Raw genomic sequence first — 25,150 nt, 5'->3', positions numbered from 1 at the left:
CTTCGATTGCGCACTCTTTCGCCAAGACATCGACCGCCCCATCACGGCCGACATGGTTAGTTACAGGTGATCATAGACAGCAACCTTGGGCTTGCAAGGCCACTAGTCGGCCAGCATTGAGGACAAAAACGATTCAGCTGCTTGTTGGGGGTTGCCGTCTGTCGAGCATACCCAGCAGGGCTTGCACCGCCGCCGACGGTGGTTTGTTTGTCGCGACCACCAAAGCAAACTCACGGTCGATCTGCGGCAGCACCGGCACCACGCGCAAACCCTGCCGATTACCCGGCAGCGTCATCTCCGGAACCAGGCTCACGCCGATGTTTTCCCGCACCAGGGTGAACGCACTGCTCCATTCGCGAACCTCGACGCGCACATCCTGCAGTTGCAGCCCCGCATCGGCAGCCAGGCTTCGCGCATTGGTCGAACAACCGCCCGTGGCCAGTACAAAAGGTTGCGTCACCAACTCTTCGAGGCAGACGCCTTCTTCATGGGAACGCCGCGCCAGCAGATGGCCGCCGGGCAATACCGCCATCCAGGCATCGCGTCCCAATGGACTGGCCTTGCGCTCGGCAGACGGATTGAGGACCACGCCGACATCCACCAGTCCCGCGTCGAGCAGGGTTTCCACTTCGTCATCGCTGACTTCCAGGGCAACCACCTCAATGCCGGGGTAAAGCCGATTGAACTGACGCAGCAAAGGCGGCAGAAAGGTCGCCAGGACCATGGGAAAACTGGCCAGGCGAATCGTCCCGCGTTCAACACCTTTTGCGGCCTCGACGGTGCTCCGAATGGCTTGCAGCGCACCGAGCATGGTCCGCGCCTGCTCGATGACCGCCAGGCCGATGGCTGTCGGCAAGGTTTGGCGGTTTTCCCGGGTGAACAATTGAACACCGAGGTTTTCCTCGATCAAGGCCAGGGCCTGGCTGGCACCTGACTGGGTCATACCGACCCGGTCGGCGGCCCGGGTGATGTTGCCGGTATCCGCCACAGCCACCACCATTCGCCAGTGCATCAGGTTCATCATGGCAGTAGCTTTCCTTATGGCAGTTTTCTGAAAGATTAATTTTATCGGTGGCACCGCGCACTATGACACTGGCGTAAATCCACAACCAGAGCCCGCCCCATGAAGCTGTATTACGCCCCCGAAGCCTGCTCGCTGGCGCCACACATTGTGTTGCGCGAATTGGAACTGCCTTTCCAATTGATCCGCGTCGACAACATCAGCAAAACCACGGCCGACGGCGACGACTTTCTCGCCATCAACCCCAAGGGTTACGTCGCAGCCTTGCAACTGGATAACGGCGAAGTGCTGACCGAAGGGCCGGCAATTCTGCAATTCCTGGCTGATCTGCGGCCGCAAGCGAAACTGGCCGCAGCGCAGGAGACATTCGAGCGGGTACGGTTACAGGAATGCCTGAACTTCATCTCGACGGAGATTCATGGCGGGCTCGGTTGGCTGTTCAACGCTCGATTTCCCGAAGAGATGAAAGCGCTGATCAAGGAGAAATTGTTCAAGCGTTTTGCCGTGTTGAACCAGACGCTGGAGCGGCAGGATTACTTGATGGCGGGCGGGTTCAGCATTGCTGATGCGTATTTGTTTACGGTGCTGCGTTGGGCTCGGTTGTTCGATATTGAATTGAATGAGTGGCCGGCGTTGGCAAGGTTTCAAGCCAGGGTGGATCAGCGGCCGGCGGTGAAAGCGGCGTTGGCCGCCGAATTGGCGTAAGACTTGAGATCAATCGCGAGCAGGCTCGCTCCTACAGGGGATCTTGGTTGACCACGGGATGTGTGGGCAATACAGACCTAATGTGGGAGCGAGCCTGCTCGCGATGGCTACCTTCCAGACAGCACAAAACTACAAGCTTGCACTCACCTTGCTAACCACCTCCCCCGGCACCCAGCCCTTCCACACCTGCGGCTGCTCACGCAAAAACGCTTCGACGACCTCACGGGGTTTCTGTCGTTTTTCACTCATCTGACCCAGGGTCTGGTTCAACAGATCGATCGGCAGATCGACCTTTTCAAAGAACGTCACCAGGTCCGAGTATTGCGCCTTGAACAGTGCCGATACGCCGATGGCCAGATCCTCGTCACGGTGATGCAGCAAATGGCTATCGCGGTACAAGGTGTACGGATACCAGACGGCAAACGGCGCGTAGCCAAGGATTTTGTTCAGGGTTGGCCAGCGCGTGGGATGGCCGTGCAGCAGTTCGTGTTGCACGGATAACCACAGCACCAGCAAAGGAATCAGCAACAGCGTGCTCCACCACAAACCCAATCGATGGCTGTTCAACACGATACCAAACCAGCCACTGCATACACCGATCAACAGCAACCAGGTCGGCCATTCGGTGCGCGCGGTGAAGCGTCGGCGCAGGGTTTCGATTTCTTCTTGGTGGGCGCTATCAAAGTAATGGGGCATGGCGTTGCTCAGATCGGGGACCAGTCCCCTTCTGTGCATTGGCCTTGGGAAATCTTGCAGATTATTTTCTGGAGGATCGCTCCCATGTTGCATGGGAGCGATCAATCAACGCTGAATCAGTGACCGAACACCCCGACCTTCTTGGCTTTCTTGTCCGCGCGCTTTTCAATGGCGGTTTTCACCGGTTTCTTTTTCGCCGCTTTCTTTGAATCCATACCTTTGGACATGATGCGTACTCCACTCATGGGGATGTGAGATCAGGTATACACCTATCCCGGCGCGCGCGTTCTTTTATAATCGCCCGCTTTGCACACCGACAGTCCGAGACCATGCCCGATACCCAATTCACCCTGCTCGACGAGCCGTTATGGCCATTGATGAACAAGTTCTACCGCGCTCACCAATCGTCGATGAAAGCCGTGCGCGATGCGCAGCTGTGGGTGGCCCGGCGTGAGCAGATCGTTGCCGTGCTGTGTTTACGGCCGGTGTCCGGTGGACATTGGCTGACCGGGTTATTTGTCGATCCGGGGTGTCGCGAACAAGGGCTTGCCGCCGGGTTGATTGCGGCTGCGGTGAAGGAGTGCGAACTGCCGGTGTGGTTGTTCTGCCATCCGGATTTGCGGGGCTTTTATGAGCGACGCGGGTTTACGTTCGATCCGCCGATGCCTTACGCGATGGTTGAACGGTTGAGCCGCTATGCGCGCAGCAAGCCGATGATTGCGATGGGGTTGGAACCAACCGTTTAACTTACTCAAGCCAGTTGGAGCTCGCTCCCACAGGGTTTTGCGGTGATCTATTCGTCCGCGTTGGGATCCAGGTCCGGGAACATCACTTCGGTGAAGCCAAACTTGCTGAAGTCGGTAATGCGCGACGGGTACAGGCGGCCGATCAGGTGGTCACACTCATGCTGCACCACCCGCGCATGAAACCCCGAGGCAAAACGCACGATGGGTTCACCCTTGGGGTCGACGCCTTCGTAGCGAATCTGCTGGTAACGCTGCACCGCACCACGCAGGCCAGGCACGGACAGACAGCCTTCGAAGCCCTCTTCCAGGGTCGGGCTCAGCGGTGTGATCAACGGGTTGATCAGGATCGTCTGCGGCACGGCCTCGGCATCCGGATAACGCTCGCTGTGCTCGAAACCGAAGATCACCAGTTGCAGGTCGACGCCGATCTGCGGAGCGGCCAGGCCAACGCCCCCCACACTTTCCATGGTCTGGAACATGTCATCGATCAGTTGCCACAGTTCGGGGCTGTCGAACATCTCGACCGGCACTGGCGGGGCAATGCGCAGCAGGCGCTCATCGCCCATTTTCAGAATTTCACGAATCATGATCAGGTTTCATCAATGGTCGGTTTGTGTGAGTGATCGCGGCCCAGGCCCGACACGTGGTGTTTTTCCTCATGGACGGGACCATGCTCGCCAGCCACTTTTTCACCAGGGTCCTTGCCCTCTCGTGACATGTGCTCGATCACGGCATTCATTTCCGCGCCCAGCAGCAGCACCGCGGCGGAAATGTAGAAGTACAGCAACAACACGATGATCGCACCGATACTGCCATACATGGCGTTGTAGTTGGCGAACTCCTTGACGTACAAACCGAAGCCCAGGGACGCGATGATCCATACCACCACCGCCAGCACTGAGCCCGGGGTGATGAAGCGGAATTCCTGTTTGACGTCGGGCATGACGTAGTAGATCAACGCCACCGCGACCATCAGCAAAATCACGATCACCGGCCAGCGTGCGATGGTCCAGAGCGTGACGATGAAGTACTCAAGGCCGACCTGCGCAGCGATCCAGCTCATCACCTGCGGCCCGAGCACCATCAGTGCCGCGGCGATCAGCAACATGCCGGCAATGCCGACGGTGTAGATGATCGACAACGGAAAGCGTTTCCACAGTGGGCGCCCTTCAACCACGTCGTAGGCTGCGTTCATCGCGCTCATCATCAGCCGCACACCGGCGGAGGCGGTATACAGCGCAATCACGATACCCACTGACAGCAGCCCCCCCTTGGACTGCTGAAGCTGGTCGATCACCGGGTTGACCTGCTCCAGCGCCTGGGGCGGCAATACGAGTTCCGATTGCAGGCGCAGCCAGGAGAAGAAGTCAGGCAGATGCAGGAAGCCGATCAGTGCGATCAGGAACAGAATGAACGGAAACAGCGAAAAGAGCATTTGATAGGCCAGCGCCGAGGCATAGGTCGACATCTCGTCGGCGATGAACTCGGTGACCGTGCGCATCATCACACGGTGCAGGGGCAAGCCTCTCATGTCCGGGAAAATCATTCGCGTCTCCATTCGCCGCATACGGATTGGGTTGAAGTCGTGACGACTCAGGGGCTGTTTTCTTTCATCAAGGTAGCCCAGTTGGCGACTTTGAAACAAATTCAGCGTGCAAGTTCAGGCTGACACAAAAACGGCCATCTGAAGATGGCCGCGTCTTCTTTTCATTAAAGACATTTCAATGCAGGAAAGTCGTTACACAAGGTTGACCAGGGGCTTTTGCAGGGAGTTTCATTTGTTTCACCACGACATTTCATCGTTCAGTGCAGGTTGCGCTTTATGTTTGCGGGCCAACCCTTGAGAATGCGCATCACATTCAGGCCTTGGCGCTGAAGATCCAATCCCGTAGGAACGTTATGAAACTCGATAAAAAGCAGGCCATTGCCCGCAGAAACCAGGAACTCGGCGGTGCTGTGCTTGGCGTCAACAACTGCCACTTCGCCGAACTGAACCGTAACCGCAACATCTGGTGGTTCGACCTCCCGGTGACGCGCCTTGCAATCGGTCAGTACGAGTGGATTCACCTGCTGATGCACACGCCGGACACCGATGAGTTGCTGCACCTGAAAGTGCCGACCGTGTTCCTGCGCGAGAAGCTCGAAGGCCTGGTGGTGCGTAATGAAGGCAAGCGCAAGGCGGCATTGAGCCTGGAGTTGAGCGCCGACAAGGACTCCTTCCTGCAAGACATGCGCCCGGCGGGCACCAACGTCAACTTCGCGCCGTTTCGCTTGTAGGAGCGAGCTTGCTCGCGATGGATTCAAGAGCGCTGCGTTTAACCAGTAAACACGCGTTATCGTTAACGACCATCGCGAGCAAGCTCGCTCCTACAGATGCAAAAAGCCCCGCATCTGCGGGGCTTTTTGTTGATTACGCGGTGGCTTTCTTCGCGTTGATCTTCTTCAGCTCTTCATCGCGCAATTCACGACGCAGGATCTTGCCGACGTTGGTGGTCGGCAGTGCATCGCGGAACTCCACGGAGCGCGGGACCTTGTACCCAGTGACGTTGGCGCGCATATGCTCCATCACCTGTTCCTTGGTCAGGGTCACGCCCGGCTTGGCGACGATGAAAATCTTGATCGCCTCGCCCGACTTCTCGTCCGGTATTCCGATGGCCGCGCATTGCAGCACGCCTGGCAGGGTGGCCAGCACGTCTTCGAGCTCGTTCGGGTACACGTTGAAACCGGACACCAGGATCATGTCTTTCTTGCGATCGACAATGCGCATGTAGCCATCGGGCTGGATCAGCGCGATGTCACCGGTCTTCAACCAGCCTTCGCTGTCGAGAATTTCATCGGTGGCTTCCTGGCGCTGCCAGTAACCCTTCATGACTTGCGGACCCTTCACGCACAACTCGCCGATTTCGCCCAATGGCTGCTCGACACCGGCATCGTTGATGACTTTGCACAGGGTCGACGGCACCGGAATGCCGATGGTGCCGATCTGGATGTGCTGGATCGGGTTCACCGTCGCCACCGGGCTGGTTTCGGTCATGCCGTAGCCTTCGCAGATGGCGCAACCGGTCACCGCTTTCCAGCGTTCGGCCGCGGCCAGTTGCAGGGCCATGCCGCCCGACAAGGTGACTTTCAGCGCGGAGAAATCCAGCTTGCGGAAGCCTTCGTTGTTGCACAGGGCCACGAACAGCGTGTTCAGGCCGACGAAGCCGCTGAACTTCCACTTCGACAGTTCCTTGACCATCGCCGGCAGGTCGCGCGGGTTGCTGATCAGGATGTTGTGGTTGCCCGCCAGCATCATCGCCATGCAATGAAAGGTGAACGCATAGATGTGGTACAGCGGCAGCGGCGTTATCAGGATCTCGCAACCTTCATTGAGGTTGGAACCCATCAGCGCCTTGCACTGCAGCATGTTCGCCACCAGGTTGCGGTGGGTCAGCATCGCGCCCTTGGCCACGCCCGTGGTGCCGCCGGTGTATTGCAGCACCGCGACATCACCGCTGGCCGGGTTGGCTTCGGCCACTGGCTGGCCCAGGCCTTTGCTCAGCACGTCGTTGAACTTGACGGCCTTGGGCAAGTGGTAGGCCGGCACCATCTTCTTCACGTACTTGATGACGCTGTTGATCAGCAGACGCTTGAGCGGCGGCAGCAGGTCGGCGACTTCGGTGACAATCACGTGCTTGACGCCGGTTTTCGGCACCACGGTTTCCGCCAGGTGCGCCATGTTGGCCAGGCAGACCAGGGCCTTGGCACCGGAGTCGTTGAATTGGTGTTCCATTTCCCGTGCGGTGTACAGCGGGTTGGTGTTGACCACGATCAGCCCGGCGCGGATGGCGCCGAAGACGGCAACCGGGTACTGCAGCACATTGGGCAGTTGCACGGCGATTCGATCGCCGGGCTGCAAATCGGTATGCTGTTGCAGGTAAGCGGCAAACGCACCGGACAATTCGTACAGTTCACCGTAGGTGAGTGTCTTGCCCAGGTTGCTGAATGCCGGCTTGTTGGCGAAGCGTTGGCAGGATTGCTTCAACACTGCCTGAATATTCGGATACTCGTCTGGATTGATGTCGGCAGCAATCCCAGCTGGGTACTTATCCTTCCAAAAGTCTTCGATCATGGAAGCCCACTCCTCAGCAACGCGAATTCAGCACCGCATTTGATGCGATTATTATTGGTGTTTGGTCATTGGTGAATCTGGCTGATAGAAGGCCGAGAAGTCACAAAGCGCGCCGAGAGTAGCAGCTTTGCCAAGGGTCGACTAGAGCCAAAAGCGGCCTCTACGGTCACATTTGTGACTCAAGACCTTAAGGCAGTCATTTTAGAGCAAAAAACCTATAAAGACCTGTAGCCCGCAGAAACCGGGGCTTTAGCGTACGCCGAAAAGCATCGCGGGCAAGCCCGCTCCCACAAGATTCGCGTCGTACACATAGTATGTGCACAACAGTGAACCTGTGGGAGCGTGGCTTGCCCGCGATCCGCGCCAGGCGCGGCCATTCACCGATCAGGCGATATCACGCAACTCCCGCCGCAAAATCTTGCCCACCGGCGTCATCGGCAATGATTCGCGCAGTACGATGTGCTTCGGTACTTTGTACGCCGTGAAGTTCTCCTTGCAGTAAGCCTTCAGCTCTTCAAGGCTGACGCCCGCTTCTCGGGCCACCACGAACAACTTCACCGCCTCTCCCGACCGCTCATCTGGCACACCGATGACCGCACAGTTGGCGACTTTAGGGTGAGCCATCACGATGTCTTCGATCTCGTTCGGGTACACGTTGAAACCCGAGACAATGATCATGTCCTTCTTGCGGTCAACGATGCGCACGAAACCGTCCGGGTCGATCACCGCAATGTCACCGGACTTGAACCAGCCCTCGGCATCCAGCACCTCGGCCGTGGCATCAGGTTTCTGCCAGTAGCCCTTCATGATCTGCGGGCCCTTGATGCATAGCTCGCCGCGCTCACCCAAAGGTTGTTCGACGCCGTCATCGCTGATGACTTTCAGCGTGGTGCCCGGTACCGGCATGCCGACCGTACCGATCCGCGATTGATCGCCGTAGGGGTTGGTGCAGGCCACCGGCGAAGTTTCGGTCAGGCCGTAACCTTCGGTGATGCGGCAACCGGTCAGTTGTTCCCAACGCTCGGCGGTGGCCTTGACCAGCGCGGTGCCGCCGGAGTTGGTGAGCTTGAGGCTGGAGAAGTCCAGGGTCTTGAAGTCCGGGTGATCCATCAGCGCGACGAACAGCGTGTTTAGCCCCAGCAGCGCCGAGAACCGCCAGTTCTTCAGTTCCTTGATGAAGCCGGCGATGTCCCGTGGGTTGGTGATCAGCACGTTGTGATTGCCCGTCACCATCATGCACATGCAGTTCGCTGTGAAGGCATAGATGTGGTACAGCGGCAGCGGCGCGATCATCACCTCCTGACCTTCGCGCAGCAGCGGCTGACCGTCGCTGGCCGACTGGCTGAGGCAGGCCCGTGCCTGTTGCATGTTCGCCACCAGGTTGCCGTGGGTCAGCATCGCGCCCTTGGCCAGACCGGTGGTGCCGCCGGTGTATTGCAGCACGGCGATGTCGTCGAGGCCGACCTTCAGCGGCTTGATACCCAGGCCACGGCCCATGCGCAGCGCACTCTTGAAGGAAACGGCCTGGGGCAAGGAGTAGTCCGGAACCATTTTCTTGACCTTGCTCACCACCGTGTTGACCAGCCACCCCTTGGCGGTGGGCATCAGGTCGCCCATCTTCGCTTCGATCAGGTACTGGATATCGGTGTCGGGCAGCACTTCCTGGACTTTCTGGCCGAACATGTTCAGGTACACCAGCGCCCGGGCACCGGAGTCCTTGAACTGGTGGCGCATTTCCCGCGCGGTGTACAACGGGTTGGTGTTGACCACGATCAATCCGGCGCGCAAGGCACCGAACACGGCAATCGGGTAATGCAGGACGTTGGGCATCTGCACCGCAATGCGGTCACCCGGCACCAGGTCGGTGTGGGCTTGCAGGTAGCCGGCGAAGGCAGCGCTCTGGCGTTCCAGTTCGGCGTAGGTCAGGGTCACGCCCATGTTGCTGAACGCAGGGCGGTCAGCAAACTTCTTGCAGGAACGCTCGAACACCTCGATCACCGACTTGTAGGCTCCCAGATCGATATCCAGCGGGACGCCGGCCGGGCGTTTGTCATTCCAGAAATCAGGTTGCATTGTTGTTGTCCTCTTTACCTGAATCTATCCGGGGCCACTTTTCTGTCACTTTTCAAAAAAAATGCAAAAAGCGGAGCTTCACGGACACTAGCAGTTATGACGTAGCAGGCAAATATGCCCACGGCCGTCATTGACCGTATGAATCTACTCGCCGTGGCGTAGGCTGATCAGACGCCCAGCCAAGGATGCGCTATAAACTGCAACGAGCTGTTTCCAACCAGGCAGCCTCATGCAAAGGAACCGCCATGATCCATGACACTTTCTGGCTGACCACGAGCGACCACAGCCGCCTCTTCGTCAATCAGTGGCTCCCCGACGGCAGCCTCAAGGCAATGATTCTGCTGGCCCACGGCATGGCCGAACACAGCGGCCGCTATGGCCCCCTGGCGGAAAAACTCTGTGACCAGGGCTATGGCGTATGCGCGCCGGACCTGCGTGGACATGGCAAAACTGCCGAAAACGGGACACTCGGACATTTCGCCGATGACGATGGCTGGTGCAAGGTCGTCAGCGACCTGGCCAGCCTCAACCAGCACATCGGCCAGCAGCACCCTGGTATCCCGATCGTACTGCTCGGTCACAGCATGGGCAGTTACATCGCCCAGGCCTATCTGCTGCACCACAGTGCCAGCCTGCACGGGGCAATCCTCAGCGGCTCGAACTTCCAGCCTGTGGCGCTTTATCGCGCGGCACGGCAAATCGCCCGTTTCGAACGCCTGCGCCAAGGCCGCAAAGGACGCAGCGCTTTGATCGAATGGCTGTCGTTCGGCTCGTTCAACAACAAATTCAAACCGGCACGCACGCCGTTCGACTGGCTCAGCCGTGATCCGGCGCAGGTCGATCTGTACGTCAACGACCCGCTCTGCGGTTTCCGTTGCACCAACCAACTGTGGATCGATTTGCTCGGCGGCTTGCAGCAAATCAGCAAAGCGTCCAATCTCGCCCAGATCGACCCGGGCCTGCCGCTGCTGGTGATTGGCGGCGAATGTGATCCGGTGAGCGAAGGCAAGCGTCTCAAGGATCTGGCCGACGCGCTGCGAGCGGCCGGCAGCCGGCACCTGCAACTGACCGTTTACCCGCAGGCGCGGCACGAACTGTTCAATGAGAGCAACCGCGATGAAATCATCGCCGATGTGCTGAACTGGATCGCACAGGCCTTGAGCGCTCCTCGGCCGCACCGGTCCGAATAGTTTTTTTGTGAATTTTTTAATTCGTCACAGGAATTGAGACAGATGACCCAGGTTACCAACACCCCTTACGAAGCCCTCGAAGTCGGCCAGACCGCCAGTTTCAGCAAGACGGTCGAAGAGCGCGACATCCAGTTGTTCGCTGCGATGTCCGGCGACCACAACCCGGTACACCTGGATGCCGAATACGCCGCCAGCACCATGTTCAAGGAGCGCATCGCCCACGGCATGTTCAGCGGCGCGTTGATCAGCGCAGCGGTCGCCTGCGAATTGCCTGGCCCGGGGACTATCTACATCGGCCAGCAAATGAGCTTTCAGAAACCGGTGAAGATCGGCGACACCCTGACCGTGCGCCTGGAAATCCTGGAAAAACTGCCGAAGTTTCGCGTGCGCATTGCCACTCGCGTGTTCAACCAGCGCGATGAACTGGTGGTGGACGGTGAGGCGGAAATCCTCGCGCCACGCAAGCAACAGAGCGTGACGTTGACCGAGCTGCCGGCAATCAGCATCGGCTGATTGACGGGTCAAAAACAAACAACTGTGGGAGCGGGCTTGCTCGCTCCCACAGTTGTTTCAGCTTGGCTTACGAACGTGCACGCGCCTGGTTACGCAGGGCTTTTACCTGGTCGTGGTTACGCTGCGCGCCGTGGTACTGACGCTCAACCAAGTCGCGAATGCCCACCAGGTTGTGCTTGTTGATTTTCTCCATGGCGTCCCGGTAAGCCTTCAACGCATGGTCTTCACCGCGCTCGGCTTCATTGAGTACCGCTTCCTCGCCCTTGCCGGTGAACATCGATTTCACGTCGACCCAACGACGGTGCAGGTCGCCGCTGACACTGGTGGAGGTTTGCGGATCGCCCCCCATCGAACGCACGGCAGACTGCAGCTCCGCAGCGGCCGTCCCACAATCGGTCGAACGCTTGATGAACAGGGTTTTGAGTTCCGGGTGCTTGATGTCTTCAGCGCAAGTCTTGAACCCGGCCTGACCGTCCTTGCTGGTTTCAATCAGGTCGTTGAGTACAGAAATCGCTTCTTTTTTCATGTCGGTCATTTTTCAGTTCCTCTCGGTTGATGAAAGATGCAATGAGTAGTGCACCCTGCATGCCAGCCCGGAACTGTTTGTTTATTCCTTATTTTTCAAACCGTTATCCATTATCAGAAAATCTGTATCCGTTTTATTTGCATGATCTGTCATTTGGCCTGCATGCAGAATGCCTGTATTTTCCAGACTGACTGAATCAAGACGACCGATTGATGAACCCTGAAAAGCTCGAACTGTTGATCACCCGCGAAATGCCCTTCGGCAAGTACAAGGGTCGAATCATTGCCGACCTGCCCGGCCCTTACCTGAACTGGTTCGCCCGGGAGGGTTTCCCCCATGGCGAGTTGGGTGGCCTGCTGGCCCTGATGCAGGAAATCGACCACAACGGTTTGTCGGACTTGCTCGAACCGCTGCGCGCCAAACACGGTAAACCTGCCCCGCGCCACTGAATCACCTGACGAGTCCCCCATGCCCGACAACACCCGCCGCGCCCGTGATGAAGCCTTCTGGCAAACCTTTGCCGACCGCTACGATGTCGAACCCGGCCCGCTCAACCTGGAGAACGGTTACTTCGGACGCATGTCGCGCACGGTGGTCGAGGAATACCAGCGCAACATCGAACTGATCAACCGCAGCAATTCGGTGTACGTGCGCCAGCGTTTCGAACAGGGCGACAGCCTGAAGATCCGCGCGCAACTGGCCAGGTTGATTGGCGTACCCGCTGAAAGCATCGCCCTGACCCGTAACGCCTCGGAAGGTTTGCAGTCGCTGATCCGCAACTACAACCGGTTGCAGCCCGGTGATCAGGTACTGATTTGCGATCTGGAATACGACACGGTCAAGGGCGCCATGCGCTGGCTGGCGCGTAATCGTGGTGTCGAAGTGATCGAGATCGAACACGCACACCCGGCAACCTTCGACGGCCTGCTCAATACCTATCGGGAAGCCTTCGCGCGACATCCGCGGCTGAAGCTGATGGCCCTGACCCACGTCACCCATCGCACGGGCCTGGTGATGCCGGTGCAGGCGATTGCGGCGGCTGCGAAGGAACATGGCATCGATGTCATCCTCGACGGCGCCCATGCCCTCGGCCAACTCGAATTTGACCTGACCGAACTCGGTATCGCTTTCGCCGGCTTCAATCTGCACAAGTGGATCGGTGCACCGCTGACCCTCGGCTTTATCTACATCGCCCCCGAACGCCTGGCCGACATCGATCCGGACATGGGTGAAATGCATTTTCCACCCACTGACATTCGCGCCCGTACCCCGTACAGCACCCCCAACATCCCGGCGCTGCTGACTCTGCCGCTGGTGCTCGAAGAACATTGGGCGATGGGGGGAGCCGCGGCCAAAGGCGCGCGGCTCAATTATCTGCGCAACCGCTGGGTCAGTGCGGCGCGGCCGTTGCCGGGCGTAGAAGTCCTGACCCCGGATGACCCGCGCCTGTATTGCGGAATCACCTCGTTGCGCTTTACCCGGCATGCCGACCAGCAAGCCATGGTCGAGCGCCTGCTCAATGAGTACAACCTGTTCACCGTGACCCGCAGCGGCGCGGCGTGTGGTCCGTGCATCCGCATTACACCGGGGCTAACCACAACGGCGGCCGACATGGATGTGCTGGCCAGGGCACTGACCGAACTGGGCTGACCTCAGACGGTGTACTTGTCAAAGTCCTCGGGCTTGATCTGTGTCGACACGGCGAACGTGTCGATGCCGATGGTCATCTGCCCGAAGTAGCCGTCTTCAGCCGAATCCCGCCCCAGGGTGTGCACGTTCAAGGTCGATTCTTCACCGCCCATGGTTGTATAGAAAAAGTCCTGATCGTTGGTCAGGGCCGGCACGGTTCGGCCGCTGTACGCGCGGCTGCCGAGTACCGAGCGCGAGGCCACTTCAGGCAGGTAAAGCTGCCCGACCCAGGCGACATGCCGCTCTTGCAGATAGTTGTTGCCGGCCGTGATGCGCACCGCGACGTGAATGTGCAAGGCGCGGCCGGCGTAAAAACCCGGATAGATCGTGGTGAAACGCACGGTGCCCGACTTGTCGGTGAACTGCCCGCCGCGCAGGTAGGTATCGTCATCGGTGCGCGGGACGGCGCCGATGTCACCGGTATCGACCTCGACGTCCGGGTTGATCTTGCTCCAGCCCGAATAGGCACCGCGGGCATTGCAGTGCCAGATATCCACCAGCGCATCGGGGACCGGCTCGCCGGTCATGGCATCGACAATGGTCAACCGCAACACCAACGGAACGCCTTCGGCGCCTTCGCTGATGTTTCTGCGGATCAGTTTGGGGTTGCGGAAATACGGGCCGGCGATTTGTTCGGGGGATAGCAGGTAAAGCGGTGCCGGGGGTGCAACTGAGGTGGTAGCGTCCATGACGTTCTCTCTTCCATAAGATGAACGCAGGCTAGCACCGGTCGATTTTCGTCATGTGGTAACTATGTATCGCATGATGTCCCCGCTCCCACAGGTTTCGAGTCGTACCTGTTTGTTCCGGGCAAAAAAAAACGGTGCACCGACCAAGCGCACCGTAAAGCCGTAGAACACACAACGAGGTGTAGGGTGAAGCGATCAGTCCAGCAGCGCCAAGGCCTCGGCGGTGCATTCCTGAATGCGGGCCCAGTCGCCATTCTTGATCCACTCCGGATCAAGCATCCAGCTACCGCCCACGCACATGACGTTTTTCAACGCCATGTAGCTCTTGATGTTGGCAGGTCCCACGCCGCCGGTCGGGCAGAATTTCACTTCGCCGAACGGACCGCCCAAAGCCTTGATGGCCGCGACGCCGCCGCTGACTTCAGCCGGGAACAGCTTGAAGCGGCGATAACCCAGGCCGTAGCCTTCCATGATGCCCGAGGCATTGCTGATGCCCGGCAACAGTGGAGTCGGGCTGGCGACGCTGGCTTCCAGCAGGTCGCGGGTGATACCCGGGGTGACGATGAATTGCGAGCCCGCCGCTTCCGCCGCCGCCAACATGTGGCGATCCAGCACGGTGCCGGCGCCGGTCACCAGTTCCGGACGCTGCTCGCGCAGAATCTGAATGGCCTTGAGGCCGAATTGCGAACGCAGGGTCACTTCCAGGGCTGTCAGGCCACCGGCCGCAAGGGCGTCGGCCAGCGGCAAAACGTCTTGCTCGCGGGCGATGGTGATCACCGGCAGGATCCGCGCTTTCGCGCAGATGCTGTCGATCAGGGCAACTTTGTCCGCCATGGAAACGGTCGGGGATGGGTTTGTCATAGCGGCTGTTCCTTGGCTCATGGGCACCAGTAAATCTCTAACGTGGGTTGCAGAAACGCGCGAATCGGCATTGCGGCGACATCGTCGCCGGCCAGTGCGGTACTCAGGGTGGTCAGCTTGGACTGACCGGAAATCGATAGAACCTTGTGTTTGGCCGAGGCCAGCAGCGCGCGGCTCATGGTCAGGCGCTGATGCGGCACGGTCGGCGCCAGCATCGGCCAGCAGCGACGAACGCCATCGGCCTGCAATGCCTCGGCAAGGTTCGGGCTGTTGGGGAACAGCGACGCGGTGTGGCCGTCATCGCCCATGCCGAGGATCAGCATGTCGATCACCGGCAACTCCGACAGCAAACGGTCGGCCTGCTCGGCCGCCTGCTCCAGGTTGGCACTGGCGCTGTACAGGCTGAGGAACTGCGCCTTGGCCGCCGGGCCTTGCAGCAGGTAACGCTTGATCAGGCCGGCGTTGCTGTCGGCGTGTTCGACCGGCACCCAGCGCTCGTCGGCCAGGCTGATCACCACGTTCGACCAGTCCAGCGTCTGCTTGGCCAGGTGCTGGAAAAATGCCACCGGGCTGCGGCCACCGGAAACCACCAGGGTCGCAGTGCCCTGGGCGTCGATCGCGTCGCTCAGTTGTTTCGCCACGTTCAGTGCCAGGCTTTCAGCCAGCAGCACTGGGCTCTTGTATGCATGGGCGCTGACGCCCTGCGGCAGTTTCAAATCAGATATCGCCATACCACGACCTCCCGTCCCGCGTGATCAGAGCAATGGAGCTCATCGGCCCCCAGGACCCAGCCGCGTACGGCTTGGGCGCATCACCGGATTTTTTCCACCCGGCGATCAACTGGTCACACCACTTCCACGCGGCTTCGATTTCATCTTTACGGACAAACAGGTTCTGATTGCCGCGCATCACTTCCAGCAACAACCGCTCGTAGGCATCGGGAATCCGTGCGCTGCTCCAGGTGTCGGAAAAATTCAGTTGCAACGGACCGCTACGCAGTTGCATGCCCTTGTCCAGGCCTTGATCTTTGGTCATGACACGCAAGGAAATGCCTTCGTCCGGCTGCAGGCGGATAATCAGTTTGTTGCTGATTTGCAGGCGCTGCTCGGGAGCGAAGATGTAGTGCGACGGTTCCTTGAAGTGGATGACGATCTGCGACAGCTTCTGCGGCATGCGCTTGCCGGTACGCAGGTAAAACGGCACGCCGGCCCAGCGCCAGTTGCGGATGTCGGCACGCAGGGCGACAAAGGTTTCGGTGTCGCTCTGGGTGTTGGAATTGGGTTCTTCCAGGTACCCCGGTACCGCTTTGCCTTCGCTGTAGCCGGCGATGTACTGGCCGCGCACCACTTGAGTGGTCAGGCCTTCCGGGCTGATCGGCGCCAGGGCCTTGAGCACTTTGACCTTCTCGTCGCGGATGCTGTCGGCGGACAAGTCGGCCGGCGGGTCCATGGCGATCAGGCAGAGCAGTTGCAGCAGGTGATTCTGGATCATGTCCCGCAGCTGGCCGGCCTTGTCGAAGTAACCCCAGCGGCCTTCGATACCGACCTTCTCGGCCACGGTGATTTCCACGTGGGAGATGTAGTTCTGGTTCCACTGGGTTTCGAACAGGCTGTTGGCGAAACGCAGGGCGATCAGGTTCTGGACGGTCTCTTTGCCCAGATAGTGGTCGATGCGGTAGGTGCGGTTCTCCGGGAAGAACTGCGCCACGGCGTCGTTGACCTTGCGCGAGGACTCCAGGTCCGAACCGATGGGCTTTTCCAGCACCACACGGGTGTTTTGTGCCAGGCCGACCTTGGCCAGGTTCTCGCAAATCGCGCCATACACGGCGGCCGGGGTCGCAAAGTAGGCGATGACCCGCTGCGAACTGCCGGCGGATTCGGCCAGGGCCACATAATCTTCGGTGTTGAGGAAGTCGACGTGCAGGTAGCTCAGGCGCGCCAGAAAGCGCTCGACCACGGCTTCGTCCAGCTCTTTGGCACCGACATAGCGGCGCAGCTCGGAGGTGATGAACGCCAAGTGTTCCTGCTCGCTGCCCGGCTCACGGGCCAGCGCGATGATCCGCGTGTCCTCGTGCAACAGGCCGGCGCCGTCGAGTTGATAAAGGGCAGGAAACAGCTTGCGCAAGGCCAGGTCGCCAAGGGCGCCGAACAAGGCAAAGGTGCACGGTTCAACCGTAATCGAGAGCATGATGTTTGTTCTTTTATCAAGTTAAGCTACAAATACCTTTTTTCAAGGCATCACTCAAGGGAAAATGTAGTAATAACCACAACATTTTCGCAAAATACAGATTCCGAGTGGTGGTCGGTCGGAGCCATCAGTAGGATAGGCCACCGTTACGGGCCTCACCAAAGGCCCTTTTTGCATTAGCCGCGCGCTTGTTGGCGCAGGTGTAAAGGATACTTATATGGACCGCGTGCGAAATTTACTGGAGCAAATCCAGAATCGCCTTGAAGACCTGAACAAGGCCGAACGCAAAGTCGCCGAGGTGATCCTGCTCAACCCGCAGCAGGCCACCCGCTTCAGCATCGCCGCCCTCGCCCAGGCCGCTTCGGTCAGCGAACCGACGGTCAACCGTTTCTGCCGTTCGTTCGGCGTCAGCGGCTACCCCGAGCTCAAGCTGCAACTGGCCCAGAGCCTGGCCAGTGGCGCCGCTTATGTCAGCCGTGCGGTGGAAGCCGACGACAATCCGGAGGCCTACACCCAGAAGATCTTCGGCAGCGCCATCGCCTCGCTGGACAGCGCCTGCCAGGCACTGGACCCGAACCTGATCAGCCGCGCCGTCGACCTGCTGATCCAGGCGCGGCAGATCCACTTCTTCGGCCTCGGCGCCTCGGCCCCGGTGGCACTGGATGCGCAGCACAAGTTCTTCCGTTTCAACCTAGCCGTCACGGCCCACGCGGATGTGCTGATGCAGCGCATGATTGCCTCGGTGGCCCATACAGGCGAGTTGTTCGTGATCATTTCCTACACCGGTCGCACCCGCGAACTGGTGGAAGTGGCGCGCATCGCCCGGGAAAACGGCGCCTCGGTGCTTGGCCTGACCGCCGAGAACTCGCCACTGGCCAAGGCCAGCACCCTGAGCCTGAACATCCCGCTGCCGGAAGACACCGACATCTACATGCCGATGACGTCGCGGATCATCCAGCTGACCGTGCTGGATGTACTCGCCACCGGCATGACCTTGCGCCGGGGCGTGGATTTCCAGCCGCATTTGCGCAAGATCAAGGAGAGCTTGAATGCCAGCCGGTATCCGGTTGGGGATGAGTTCAACTAGATCTCTATTGCCGGCTCTGGCCTCTTCGCGGGCAAGCCCGCTCCCACAGGTACAGCGGTTGTCGAAGGTTTTGTGTTCGACGCGCTCACTGTGGGAGCGGGCTTGCCCGCGAAGGGGCCCGCACAGACACCACAAGATCCAGAACTAAACCCCCACCCGCGCCTGCAAACTCAAATGCGCCCGCTCCCCAGGCTTCAGGCACAGGCTGTCGGTACCGCCGCTCGCCGCTTCCACACAGACAAATTCGGATATCTCGTTCCAGGTCACGCCGAGCAACGGACGTGAACCGGGATGCCACACCACCGTGTCTGCCGTATCCCCGGTATCAATGCACAACGCCCGGTCCCAGGCATGGTCGTTCAACTGCAATTCGCCATCGTGCTGGAACACCCGCTGGCATCCGCCGTCCACGCGCAATTCGCCTTCCTGCTGACAAACCTGCCGGCTCAACTGGTCGTAACCCTGCGCGCCCTCGAGCCCAGACAGCGCTACCTCACTGACATCGCCAATACGCCAGTAAGCATGCAAAGCCTGGCTCAACTGGCACGGCATGTCGTCCTGATGCTCGGTGCTCAGGCGCAGTTCCATGCGTTCACCCAGGTGCGCATGCAGGTCCACCTGCCAGTCGCACAACTTCAGTTGCCAATGCAATCGCACGCCATCGTCGTCACTGTTGCTGTCGAGCAGCTTCCAGTCGAGCAACCGCGCCCAGCCATGGGACGGCCAGGCGTTTTCGCTCGGATGCCGGCCATACCAGGGCCAACACACCGGCACGCCGCCACGAATGGCGCCGACCTGCGGCCACTTCGCCGCGCACCACAGCCAGGGTTTCTGGCCCTTGGGCTGGAAGTGCAACAACTGCGCGCCCTGACGACTGAACACCGCCTGACACAGCGGATGGTCGATCACCAGCACGTCGCGCATCTGATAGCGCTCCCACGCAAACACGGATCGCTCGCGCAAGGATTTGAAGAAGCGTTGTAGCGGATGCTCAAGCATGTGCCACGGTCCTGAAATCAACTGTCACCGGGGTGCGCGGCCCGCAAAAAAAAGCGGACAGCCATGGCTGTCCGCAAATATGCGCACATGGAGAGAAGCTTATCGCAGACGCGTTAGAACACCGACTGAATTTTCAGGCCGGCCACCAGCGCGTTGTCGACTTCATCCACACCACCCGGGTGCGTGACGTATTGCAGGTTGGGGCGTACGGTCAGCCAGTTGGTCACGTGGAAGCCGTAGTTGATCTCGTAGTTGTATTCGGTTTCACGAATCGGCGAGAACAGCGGATTTTCGTATTCCGAAACACCATTGGCCGCGTTGGTCAGCTCGGCGTTTTTCTTCACGTCATCGTTGACATGGATACGGGCGAAACCGATGCCCACGTCATCCTTCGGACGCGCGTCGAACGGGCCCTTGTACACAAACATCAGCGACTGGTAGTTGTCGATGAAGTTGGTGTCCTTGTCGTGGAACGTAGCGTTGGCCGCGATGTTCAGACCACGGGACGCGTCGCCATTGTGGCTGGTCAGTTGCTGCTGCGCGACGAACCAGTAGCCGTGCTTGCTATCGTGGACGCGATAAGGGTTGCCGGTGGTCGCGGCGTTCTGGCCGTTGTCGTCCTCGAGAACATCGTCGGCAGGGGCGGTACTTTTGTAGTAACCGACACGGTATTCGCCCGGCAGGCTGTTGACCTTCGGCGACCAGACCAGCTCGACTGGCAGGACGGTGCCATTGGTGCCGCTGCCGCTGAGCTTGAAGCCGTTACCGTGCTCCAGTTGCGACGTGTTCTGGTTGTACGCGCCAATCTGAGCGTAGAGCTCGTCATTGATGTTGTACTTCACGCGGATCGCCGCCTGGCTGACCGGCCAGTTGTACCAGATGTTGGTGGCCCAGTTACCCACCTGGGATCCGCAGAACGCCAGGTTCTGGAATTCGCACGGGAAGGTGTTGAAGTCTTCACCTTCACCGAAGTAACCGGCTTTGACGTCCAGTTTGTTGTCGAGGAACTGATGCTGAATCCACAACTGGGTCAGACGGACCATGTGTCCACGACCGAAGACTTCCTGGGAGGAACTCAAGGTGCCGGCACGCGGGTCGCCGATACGGTCGTTGGAGATGTTCTCACCGTTACGGTTGGTTAGCTGGATCTTGGCCTGGGTGTTATCCCAGCCGAACAGTTTCTCCAGGTCCAGCGCCGCGCCCAGGCCAAACTGGTCGGCGTAGCGCGCGGTCTTGTCATCGTTGAAACCGCCATGCAGGTTGCCGCCGACTTCACCGACGTAGTCCATCTTGATGTCGATGCCTTGCTCGATCAGCTTGGTACGCTCGCCACCCCAATCGCCCGTCATCCACTTGGAATCGGAGCTGAACGCTTCATCGGCCATCGCATTGCCGGCCAGTACCAGTGCTGCCGCTGCTGAAACCTGGCAGATCAACCGGGCCTTGTTCTTCATCTTCATCCCTACTTCCTCGTTTTATTGTTATTAACTTTTCTTCTTTAACGCGGTTACAACGGTTGCGACACGCGACAGGCCGCGCATCACTGATCCCCCTGTGGGAGTGGCTTTTGTGGCGAGGGGGCTTGCCCCCGTTCGACTGCGAAGCAGTCGTAAAAAACAATCACCATTTTCCGACTCGGAATCGCAGTGACAGGTTTCAGGGGCGCTTCGCACCCCAACGGGGCAAGCCCCCTCGTCACAAAAGCTCGCGCCCACATTTGTTCTTCAGCGGCCTTTGAATTGGGCCACGTTGTCAGCATGCGCCTCGGCTTTCGGCACGCCAGCAACGCCCAAACGCTCCCCACTCTTGGCATCGAACAGCAGCACTTTCGCCGGGTCGAATTGCAGGGTCAGGGTCTCGCCCACCGCTGGCGCCACGTCCGGTGCCAGGCGGCAGCAGACCTTGGTGTCGTTGAGGTTGACGAAGACCAGGGTGTCGGGCCCGGTCGGTTCGGTGACCTGGACTTCAGCGCGAATGGTCGGCAAACCGTTCGCTTCGCCGTTGGCCAGGATGATCTGCTCAGGGCGCATGCCGAGAATCACTTCGCGATCTTCGAGACCGGCGTCCTGCATGCCCAGCGGCAACTCGCAACGGGCCTGGCCGCTGTCGAGCAGCGCCAGCAAACGACCATCCTTGCGCTGCAGACGCAGCGGGATGAAGTTCATCGGCGGCGAACCGATGAAGCTCGCCACGAACAGGTTGGCCGGGTTGTTGTAGATGTCCTTCGGCGTACCGAACTGCTGGATGATCCCGTCCTTCATCACCGCCACTTTGTCGCCCAGGGTCATGGCTTCGATCTGGTCGTGGGTCACGTAGACCGTGGTGGTTTTCAGGCGCTGGTGCATCAGTTTCATTTCGGTGCGCATCTCGACCCGCAGCTTGGCGTCGAGGTTGGACAGCGGTTCGTCGAACAGATAAATCTTCGGCCGCCGCGCCAGGGCACGGCCCATCGCCACGCGCTGTTGCTGGCCACCGGAGAGCTGACCGGGCTTGCGGCTGAGCAGGTGTTCGATCTGCAACAGCTTGGAAACCCGAGCGACTTCTTCGTCGATTTCGGCGGTCGGCATTTTGCGGATCTTCAGGCCGAACGCGATGTTGTCGCGCACGCTCATGGTCGGGTACAGCGCGTAGGACTGGAACACCATGGCGATGTCACGATCCTTGGGGCTCATGCCGCTGATGTCGGCGTCGTCCACCAGGATCGCGCCGCCGCTGATGGTTTCCAGGCCGGCGATGCAGTTCATCAAGGTCGACTTGCCGCAGCCCGACGGGCCGACCAGGATCAGGAACTCACCGTCATCGATCTTCAGTTCGATGTTTTTCAGGGTGTCCGGCAAGCCGGGGCCGTAGGTCTTGTTGACGTTGCGTAGTTCGAGAGTTGCCATGTTTCTACCCCTTGACCGCGCCGGACGTCAGCCCACGCAGGAAATACTTGCCAGCGAATATGTAGACCAGCAGTGTCGGCAACCCGGCGATCATCGCGGCGGCCATATCAACGTTGTATTCCTTGGCCCCGGTGCTGGTGTTGACCAGGTTGTTCAGGGCCACGGTAATTGGCTGGGCGTCGCCACTGGCGAACACCACGCCGAACAGGAAGTCGTTCCAGATCTGGGTGAACTGCCAGATCAGGCAGACCATCACGATCGGGATCGACATCGGCAGCAGGATCTTCAGGAAGATCGTGAAGAAGCCCGCGCCATCAAGCCTTGCGGCCTTGACCAGCGCATCCGGAATGCTCACGTAGTAGTTGCGGAAGAACAGCGTGGTGAACGCCAGGCCGTAGACCACGTGCACCAGCACCAGGCCGGTGGTGGTGTTGGCCAGGCCGAACTTGCCGAGGGTGAACGAGGCCGGCAGCAGCACGGTCTGGAACGGCAGGAAGCAGCCGAACAGCAGCAGGCCGAAGAACAGTTGCGAACCACGGAAGCGCCACATCGACAGCACGTAGCCGTTCATCGCACCAATAAACGTGGAAATCAGCACCGCCGGCACGGTGATTTTCACCGAGTTCCAGAAGTAGCCGCCGACCACGTCCCAGGCCTTGATCCAGCCAATGCCGTCGATCACGGTCGGCCAGCTCAACAGGTTGCCGGTACGGATGTCTTCCGGGGATTTGAAACTGGTCAGCAGCATCACCACCAGCGGGATCAGGTACACCGCTGCCGCCAGCAACAGAGTTGCGTAGATAGCGATGCGGCTGAAGCTCAAGGCTGGTTTGCCGAGTTGATTAGTCATGGCGTTTGCCTCGCAGCTCGGAGTACAGGTACGGCACGAGGATGGTCAGCACGGCGCCGAGCATCAGCATGGCGCTGGCCGAACCGATGCCCATCTGGCCACGGCTGAAGGTGAAGGAATACATGAACATCGCCGGCAGGTCGGAGGAGTAACCCGGACCACCCGCGGTCATCGCCGCGACCAGGTCGAAGCTCTTGATCGCGATGTGCGCCAGGATCATGAAGGCACTGAAGAACACCGGGCGCAGGCTTGGCAGGACGATCTTCAGGTAGATGGTCGGCAGGCTTGCGCCGTCGACTTGTGCGGCACGGATGATCGATTGATCGACACCGCGCAGGCCGGCGAGGAACATTGCCATAACAAACCCGGAGGCCTGCCATACGGCGGCGATCACCAGGCAGTACACCACGCGATCCTGATCTACCAGCCAGTCGAGACGGAAGCCTTCCCAGCCCCAGTCACGCAGCATCTTGTCCAGGCCCAGGCCTGGGTTGAGCAACCATTTCCACGCGGTACCGGTGACGATCATCGACAGCGCCATCGGGTACAGGTAGACGGTGCGGATGAAGCCTTCCTTGCGAATGCGCTGATCCAGCAGCACGGCGAGGAACACACCCAGCACCAGGCTGATGCCGATGAACATGCCGCCGAACAGCGCGAGGTTCTTGCTCGCGACCCACCAGCGGTCGTTGTCCATCAGGCGCATGTATTGCTGCAGACCGACCCACTTGTAGCTCGGCATGAAGCTGGAGTTGGTGAAGGACAGAATGAACGTCCAGATGATGTAACCGTAGAAACCAACCAACACGATCAGCATGCTCGGCGCGAGTACCAACTTGGGTAGCCAGCGTTGCAGCGCATCGAACGGTGAGGCTTTGCTGAAAACCGCCACAGAGCTCATCGGGATAATCCAGGTTTAGATGTAAGGATCGGAGTGCGATCCCTTGTAGGAGCGAGCCTGCTCGCGCCTACAAGGGGGAACTCACTCAGGTAAATGCCAAGGGATTACTGGGCCGCTTTGACAGCCGAGGCCAGTTGGGCGCTGGCCTTGGCCGGGTCAGCATCCTTGTCGTTCATGAAGTTGGTGACCACGTCGAAGATCGCGCCTTGCACCGCCAGGGAAGTGGCCATGTTGTGCGCCATGCTCGGTTGCAGGTCGCCGGTCTTGTCGTCCGCGATGAAGTCCTTCGCCGACTTCTGGGCGCACTCGTCGAAGCCGAGCTTGTCCATTTCGTTCAGCATGTCGTTACGCACCGGGATCGAACCCTTGTTCATGCTGAAGACTTTCTGGAAATCGGTACCCAAGGCGACCTTGGCCAGGTCTTGCTGGGCAGCGATGTCGCCCTTGCGATCGGCCTTGAGCTTGAACACCGCCAGGGAGTCGATGTTGTAGGTAAAGGCTTTTTCAGTGCCCGGGAACGCTACGCACTGGTAGTCCTTGCCCGCGACCTTCTTCGCCGCCGTCCACTCGCTTTTTGCCCAGTCGCCCATCATCTGCATACCGGCCTTGCCATTGATGACGTCGGCGGCGGCGATGTTCCAGTCACGACCGGCGCGGTTCGGGTCCATGTAGCCGGTGATCTTTTTCAGCTCGGCGAACGACTGGGTCATCTCCGGGCCGGACAGGGTTTTCTGGTCCAGGTCGACCAGGGCTTTCTTGTAACCGTCAGCGCCCATGACCGAGAGCACTACGTCTTCGAACACGGTGCTGTCCTGCCAAGGCTGACCGCCGTGGGCGAGCGCGATGAAGCCGGCGGCCTTGAGCTTGTCGCCGGCGGCATAGAATTCTTCGAGGGTAGTCGGGGCTTTTTCGATCCCGGCTTTCTTGAACACTTGCGGGTTGATCCACAGCCAGTTGACGCGGTGGATGTTCACCGGCACGGCGACGTAGTCACCTTCGTACTTCACGGTGTCGGAGACTTTCTTCGACAGCAGGCCATCCCAGTTTTCGGACTTGGATACTTCTTTCAACGCGTCGGTGCTGAGCAGGCCAGTGCTGCCCCACTCCTGGATGTCCGGACCCTTGATCTGTGCAACGCCCGGCGGGTTGCCGGCCACGGCGCGACTCTTGAGTACGGTCATGGCCGTGGAACCGCCACCGCCGGCGACTGCGCCATCCTTCCAGGTGAAGCCGTCTTTTTCGACTTGAGCCTTCAGGACATCGACCGCTGCTTTTTCACCACCGGAAGTCCACCAGTGAACGACTTCAACGGAACCTTTGGATTCGGCGGCCAGGACACTGAGAGGGAGTGCAGACAGGGAAGCGAGAGAAATGACAGTAGCGAGGCGAGAAATCGCATTCATCTAGGAGCACCTTTCTTG

At 59.5% G+C, this 25,150-nt stretch carries 25 protein-coding genes; 8 read left to right on the top strand and 17 right to left on the bottom strand.

What is annotated here, in order from left to right; genetic code table 11:
- Positions 1 to 133: 133 nt before the first annotated feature.
- On the bottom strand, positions 134 to 1,024 hold the full coding sequence (locus tag VC35_RS20625) for a LysR family transcriptional regulator (RefSeq protein WP_046042271.1): 891 nt from the start codon (positions 1,022 to 1,024) through the stop codon (positions 134 to 136).
- A 99-nt stretch (positions 1,025 to 1,123) separates the two neighbouring features.
- On the opposite strand from VC35_RS20625, the gene gstA reads away from it, so the two are divergent.
- Positions 1,124 to 1,726 (top strand): glutathione transferase GstA, encoded by a 603-nt coding sequence (gene gstA / locus VC35_RS20620; RefSeq protein ID WP_046042270.1) that lies wholly within the window; start codon positions 1,124 to 1,126, stop codon positions 1,724 to 1,726.
- 129 nt (positions 1,727 to 1,855) lie between these two features.
- Here the strand turns inward: gstA and VC35_RS30055 are convergent, their stop codons facing one another.
- Positions 1,856 to 2,515 (bottom strand): fatty acid desaturase, encoded by a 660-nt coding sequence (locus tag VC35_RS30055; RefSeq protein WP_404942366.1) that lies wholly within the window; start codon positions 2,513 to 2,515, stop codon positions 1,856 to 1,858.
- Positions 2,516 to 2,751: 236 nt separating this feature from the next.
- Between VC35_RS30055 and VC35_RS20610 the strand changes: the two genes are divergently transcribed.
- Complete coding sequence (locus VC35_RS20610; RefSeq protein WP_046042269.1) at positions 2,752 to 3,168, top strand: GNAT family N-acetyltransferase; 417 nt, start codon at positions 2,752 to 2,754, stop codon at positions 3,166 to 3,168.
- Positions 3,169 to 3,215: 47 nt separating this feature from the next.
- On the opposite strand, the gene def is transcribed toward VC35_RS20610, so the two are convergent.
- Positions 3,216 to 3,755, bottom strand: a complete 540-nt coding sequence (def, locus tag VC35_RS20605; RefSeq protein WP_046042268.1) for a peptide deformylase — start codon at positions 3,753 to 3,755, stop codon at positions 3,216 to 3,218.
- A gap of 2 nt (positions 3,756 to 3,757) precedes the next feature.
- Complete coding sequence (locus tag VC35_RS20600) at positions 3,758 to 4,714, bottom strand: YihY/virulence factor BrkB family protein (RefSeq protein WP_046042267.1); 957 nt, start codon at positions 4,712 to 4,714, stop codon at positions 3,758 to 3,760.
- A gap of 353 nt (positions 4,715 to 5,067) precedes the next feature.
- Between VC35_RS20600 and VC35_RS20595 the strand changes: the two genes are divergently transcribed.
- On the top strand, positions 5,068 to 5,445 hold the full coding sequence (locus VC35_RS20595) for a hypothetical protein (RefSeq protein WP_046042266.1): 378 nt from the start codon (positions 5,068 to 5,070) through the stop codon (positions 5,443 to 5,445).
- Between the two features lie 133 nt (positions 5,446 to 5,578).
- Here the strand turns inward: VC35_RS20595 and fadD1 are convergent, their stop codons facing one another.
- Together fadD1 and fadD2 are read right to left on the bottom strand one after the other, a co-directional pair.
- On the bottom strand, positions 5,579 to 7,279 hold the full coding sequence (gene fadD1, locus VC35_RS20590) for a long-chain-fatty-acid--CoA ligase FadD1 (protein WP_046042265.1): 1,701 nt from the start codon (positions 7,277 to 7,279) through the stop codon (positions 5,579 to 5,581).
- A 384-nt stretch (positions 7,280 to 7,663) separates the two neighbouring features.
- Positions 7,664 to 9,352 (bottom strand): long-chain-fatty-acid--CoA ligase FadD2, encoded by a 1,689-nt coding sequence (gene fadD2, locus VC35_RS20585; RefSeq protein WP_046042264.1) that lies wholly within the window; start codon positions 9,350 to 9,352, stop codon positions 7,664 to 7,666.
- Positions 9,353 to 9,597: 245 nt separating this feature from the next.
- Here fadD2 and VC35_RS20580 point away from each other — a divergent pair, with 245 nt between their 5' ends.
- Both VC35_RS20580 and VC35_RS20575 read left to right on the top strand, forming a co-directional pair.
- Positions 9,598 to 10,542: an alpha/beta hydrolase gene (locus tag VC35_RS20580; RefSeq protein WP_046042263.1), complete on the top strand. Its 945-nt coding sequence runs from the start codon at positions 9,598 to 9,600 to the stop codon at positions 10,540 to 10,542.
- 42 nt (positions 10,543 to 10,584) lie between these two features.
- A complete protein-coding gene (locus VC35_RS20575; protein WP_007974451.1) occupies positions 10,585 to 11,055 on the top strand; it encodes a MaoC family dehydratase in 471 nt (156 codons plus the stop codon).
- A 67-nt stretch (positions 11,056 to 11,122) separates the two neighbouring features.
- Here VC35_RS20575 and VC35_RS20570 read toward each other — a convergent pair whose 3' ends face one another.
- Complete coding sequence (locus VC35_RS20570) at positions 11,123 to 11,590, bottom strand: ferritin-like domain-containing protein (RefSeq protein ID WP_046042262.1); 468 nt, start codon at positions 11,588 to 11,590, stop codon at positions 11,123 to 11,125.
- A gap of 203 nt (positions 11,591 to 11,793) precedes the next feature.
- Between VC35_RS20570 and VC35_RS20565 the strand changes: the two genes are divergently transcribed.
- The gene (locus tag VC35_RS20565; protein WP_003227425.1) at positions 11,794 to 12,030 is read left to right on the top strand and encodes a DUF3820 family protein; all 237 of its coding nucleotides are present in this window, start codon (positions 11,794 to 11,796) and stop codon (positions 12,028 to 12,030) included.
- Between the two features lie 19 nt (positions 12,031 to 12,049).
- Entirely contained in the window at positions 12,050 to 13,231 is a 1,182-nt protein-coding gene (locus VC35_RS20560) for an aminotransferase class V-fold PLP-dependent enzyme (protein WP_046042261.1), read from the top strand.
- Between the two features lie 2 nt (positions 13,232 to 13,233).
- On the opposite strand, the gene VC35_RS20555 is transcribed toward VC35_RS20560, so the two are convergent.
- The 4 genes from VC35_RS20555 to zwf form a co-directional block, all read right to left on the bottom strand.
- Positions 13,234 to 13,959, bottom strand: coding sequence for an intradiol ring-cleavage dioxygenase (locus tag VC35_RS20555; protein WP_046042260.1), 726 nt, complete (start codon positions 13,957 to 13,959; stop codon positions 13,234 to 13,236).
- A gap of 195 nt (positions 13,960 to 14,154) precedes the next feature.
- The gene (locus VC35_RS20550; protein ID WP_046042259.1) at positions 14,155 to 14,820 is read right to left on the bottom strand and encodes a bifunctional 4-hydroxy-2-oxoglutarate aldolase/2-dehydro-3-deoxy-phosphogluconate aldolase; all 666 of its coding nucleotides are present in this window, start codon (positions 14,818 to 14,820) and stop codon (positions 14,155 to 14,157) included.
- Positions 14,821 to 14,837: 17 nt separating this feature from the next.
- A complete protein-coding gene (gene pgl, locus VC35_RS20545) occupies positions 14,838 to 15,551 on the bottom strand; it encodes a 6-phosphogluconolactonase (RefSeq protein ID WP_046042258.1) in 714 nt (237 codons plus the stop codon).
- Entirely contained in the window at positions 15,538 to 17,007 is a 1,470-nt protein-coding gene (gene zwf, locus VC35_RS20540; RefSeq protein ID WP_046042257.1) for a glucose-6-phosphate dehydrogenase, read from the bottom strand. Before zwf ends, pgl begins: the two co-directional genes overlap by 14 nt.
- Positions 17,008 to 17,233: 226 nt before the next feature.
- On the opposite strand from zwf, the gene VC35_RS20535 reads away from it, so the two are divergent.
- The gene (locus VC35_RS20535) at positions 17,234 to 18,094 is read left to right on the top strand and encodes a MurR/RpiR family transcriptional regulator (protein WP_177408821.1); all 861 of its coding nucleotides are present in this window, start codon (positions 17,234 to 17,236) and stop codon (positions 18,092 to 18,094) included.
- A 144-nt stretch (positions 18,095 to 18,238) separates the two neighbouring features.
- Here the strand turns inward: VC35_RS20535 and VC35_RS20530 are convergent, their stop codons facing one another.
- From VC35_RS20530 to VC35_RS20505, 6 genes are all read right to left on the bottom strand, one after another.
- Entirely contained in the window at positions 18,239 to 19,093 is an 855-nt protein-coding gene (locus VC35_RS20530; RefSeq protein WP_046042255.1) for a D-hexose-6-phosphate mutarotase, read from the bottom strand.
- Positions 19,094 to 19,206: 113 nt separating this feature from the next.
- On the bottom strand, positions 19,207 to 20,553 hold the full coding sequence (locus VC35_RS20525; protein WP_046042254.1) for a carbohydrate porin: 1,347 nt from the start codon (positions 20,551 to 20,553) through the stop codon (positions 19,207 to 19,209).
- A 264-nt stretch (positions 20,554 to 20,817) separates the two neighbouring features.
- Entirely contained in the window at positions 20,818 to 21,978 is a 1,161-nt protein-coding gene (locus VC35_RS20520) for an ABC transporter ATP-binding protein (protein ID WP_046042253.1), read from the bottom strand.
- A gap of 4 nt (positions 21,979 to 21,982) precedes the next feature.
- Positions 21,983 to 22,828, bottom strand: coding sequence for a carbohydrate ABC transporter permease (locus tag VC35_RS20515; RefSeq protein WP_007995997.1), 846 nt, complete (start codon positions 22,826 to 22,828; stop codon positions 21,983 to 21,985).
- A complete protein-coding gene (locus tag VC35_RS20510) occupies positions 22,821 to 23,729 on the bottom strand; it encodes a carbohydrate ABC transporter permease (protein WP_008032969.1) in 909 nt (302 codons plus the stop codon). Before VC35_RS20510 ends, VC35_RS20515 begins: the two co-directional genes overlap by 8 nt.
- A 104-nt stretch (positions 23,730 to 23,833) precedes the next feature.
- Positions 23,834 to 25,132, bottom strand: coding sequence for an ABC transporter substrate-binding protein (locus tag VC35_RS20505; RefSeq protein ID WP_046042252.1), 1,299 nt, complete (start codon positions 25,130 to 25,132; stop codon positions 23,834 to 23,836).
- Positions 25,133 to 25,150: the final 18 nt, after the last annotated feature.

The sequence above is a fragment of the Pseudomonas fluorescens genome (assembly GCF_000967965.1).
Taxonomy (GTDB): Bacteria; Pseudomonadota; Gammaproteobacteria; order Pseudomonadales; family Pseudomonadaceae; genus Aquipseudomonas; species Aquipseudomonas grandcourensis.
The sequence above is the reverse complement of the archived record's forward strand: the minus strand, read 5'-3'. Positions and strand labels throughout refer to the sequence as shown.

Excerpts from the sequence above, each read along its gene's own strand:
- VC35_RS20610 (WP_046042269.1), top strand. The coding sequence starts at position 2,752 with ATGCCCGATACCCAATTCACCCTGCTCGACGAGCCGTTATGGCCATTG.
- gstA (WP_046042270.1), top strand. The coding sequence starts at position 1,124 with ATGAAGCTGTATTACGCCCCCGAAGCCTGCTCGCTGGCGCCACACATT.
- pgl (WP_046042258.1), bottom strand. The coding sequence starts at position 15,551 with ATGGCGATATCTGATTTGAAACTGCCGCAGGGCGTCAGCGCCCATGCA.
- fadD1 (WP_046042265.1), bottom strand. The coding sequence starts at position 7,279 with ATGATCGAAGACTTTTGGAAGGATAAGTACCCAGCTGGGATTGCTGCC.
- VC35_RS20575 (WP_007974451.1), top strand. The coding sequence starts at position 10,585 with ATGACCCAGGTTACCAACACCCCTTACGAAGCCCTCGAAGTCGGCCAG.
- VC35_RS20550 (WP_046042259.1), bottom strand. The coding sequence starts at position 14,820 with ATGACAAACCCATCCCCGACCGTTTCCATGGCGGACAAAGTTGCCCTG.
- VC35_RS20570 (WP_046042262.1), bottom strand. The coding sequence starts at position 11,590 with ATGACCGACATGAAAAAAGAAGCGATTTCTGTACTCAACGACCTGATT.
- VC35_RS20580 (WP_046042263.1), top strand. The coding sequence starts at position 9,598 with ATGATCCATGACACTTTCTGGCTGACCACGAGCGACCACAGCCGCCTC.
- VC35_RS20555 (WP_046042260.1), bottom strand. The coding sequence starts at position 13,959 with ATGGACGCTACCACCTCAGTTGCACCCCCGGCACCGCTTTACCTGCTA.
- VC35_RS20595 (WP_046042266.1), top strand. The coding sequence starts at position 5,068 with ATGAAACTCGATAAAAAGCAGGCCATTGCCCGCAGAAACCAGGAACTC.
- VC35_RS20515 (WP_007995997.1), bottom strand. The coding sequence starts at position 22,828 with ATGACTAATCAACTCGGCAAACCAGCCTTGAGCTTCAGCCGCATCGCT.
- VC35_RS20510 (WP_008032969.1), bottom strand. The coding sequence starts at position 23,729 with ATGAGCTCTGTGGCGGTTTTCAGCAAAGCCTCACCGTTCGATGCGCTG.
- VC35_RS20565 (WP_003227425.1), top strand. The coding sequence starts at position 11,794 with ATGAACCCTGAAAAGCTCGAACTGTTGATCACCCGCGAAATGCCCTTC.
- def (WP_046042268.1), bottom strand. The coding sequence starts at position 3,755 with ATGATTCGTGAAATTCTGAAAATGGGCGATGAGCGCCTGCTGCGCATT.
- VC35_RS20560 (WP_046042261.1), top strand. The coding sequence starts at position 12,050 with ATGCCCGACAACACCCGCCGCGCCCGTGATGAAGCCTTCTGGCAAACC.
- VC35_RS20625 (WP_046042271.1), bottom strand. The coding sequence starts at position 1,024 with ATGATGAACCTGATGCACTGGCGAATGGTGGTGGCTGTGGCGGATACC.
- VC35_RS20600 (WP_046042267.1), bottom strand. The coding sequence starts at position 4,714 with ATGATTTTCCCGGACATGAGAGGCTTGCCCCTGCACCGTGTGATGATG.
- VC35_RS20530 (WP_046042255.1), bottom strand. The coding sequence starts at position 19,093 with ATGCTTGAGCATCCGCTACAACGCTTCTTCAAATCCTTGCGCGAGCGA.
- VC35_RS20520 (WP_046042253.1), bottom strand. The coding sequence starts at position 21,978 with ATGGCAACTCTCGAACTACGCAACGTCAACAAGACCTACGGCCCCGGC.
- VC35_RS30055 (WP_404942366.1), bottom strand. The coding sequence starts at position 2,515 with ATGCAACATGGGAGCGATCCTCCAGAAAATAATCTGCAAGATTTCCCA.
- VC35_RS20525 (WP_046042254.1), bottom strand. The coding sequence starts at position 20,553 with ATGAAGATGAAGAACAAGGCCCGGTTGATCTGCCAGGTTTCAGCAGCG.
- VC35_RS20505 (WP_046042252.1), bottom strand. The coding sequence starts at position 25,132 with ATGAATGCGATTTCTCGCCTCGCTACTGTCATTTCTCTCGCTTCCCTG.
- zwf (WP_046042257.1), bottom strand. The coding sequence starts at position 17,007 with ATGCTCTCGATTACGGTTGAACCGTGCACCTTTGCCTTGTTCGGCGCC.
- fadD2 (WP_046042264.1), bottom strand. The coding sequence starts at position 9,352 with ATGCAACCTGATTTCTGGAATGACAAACGCCCGGCCGGCGTCCCGCTG.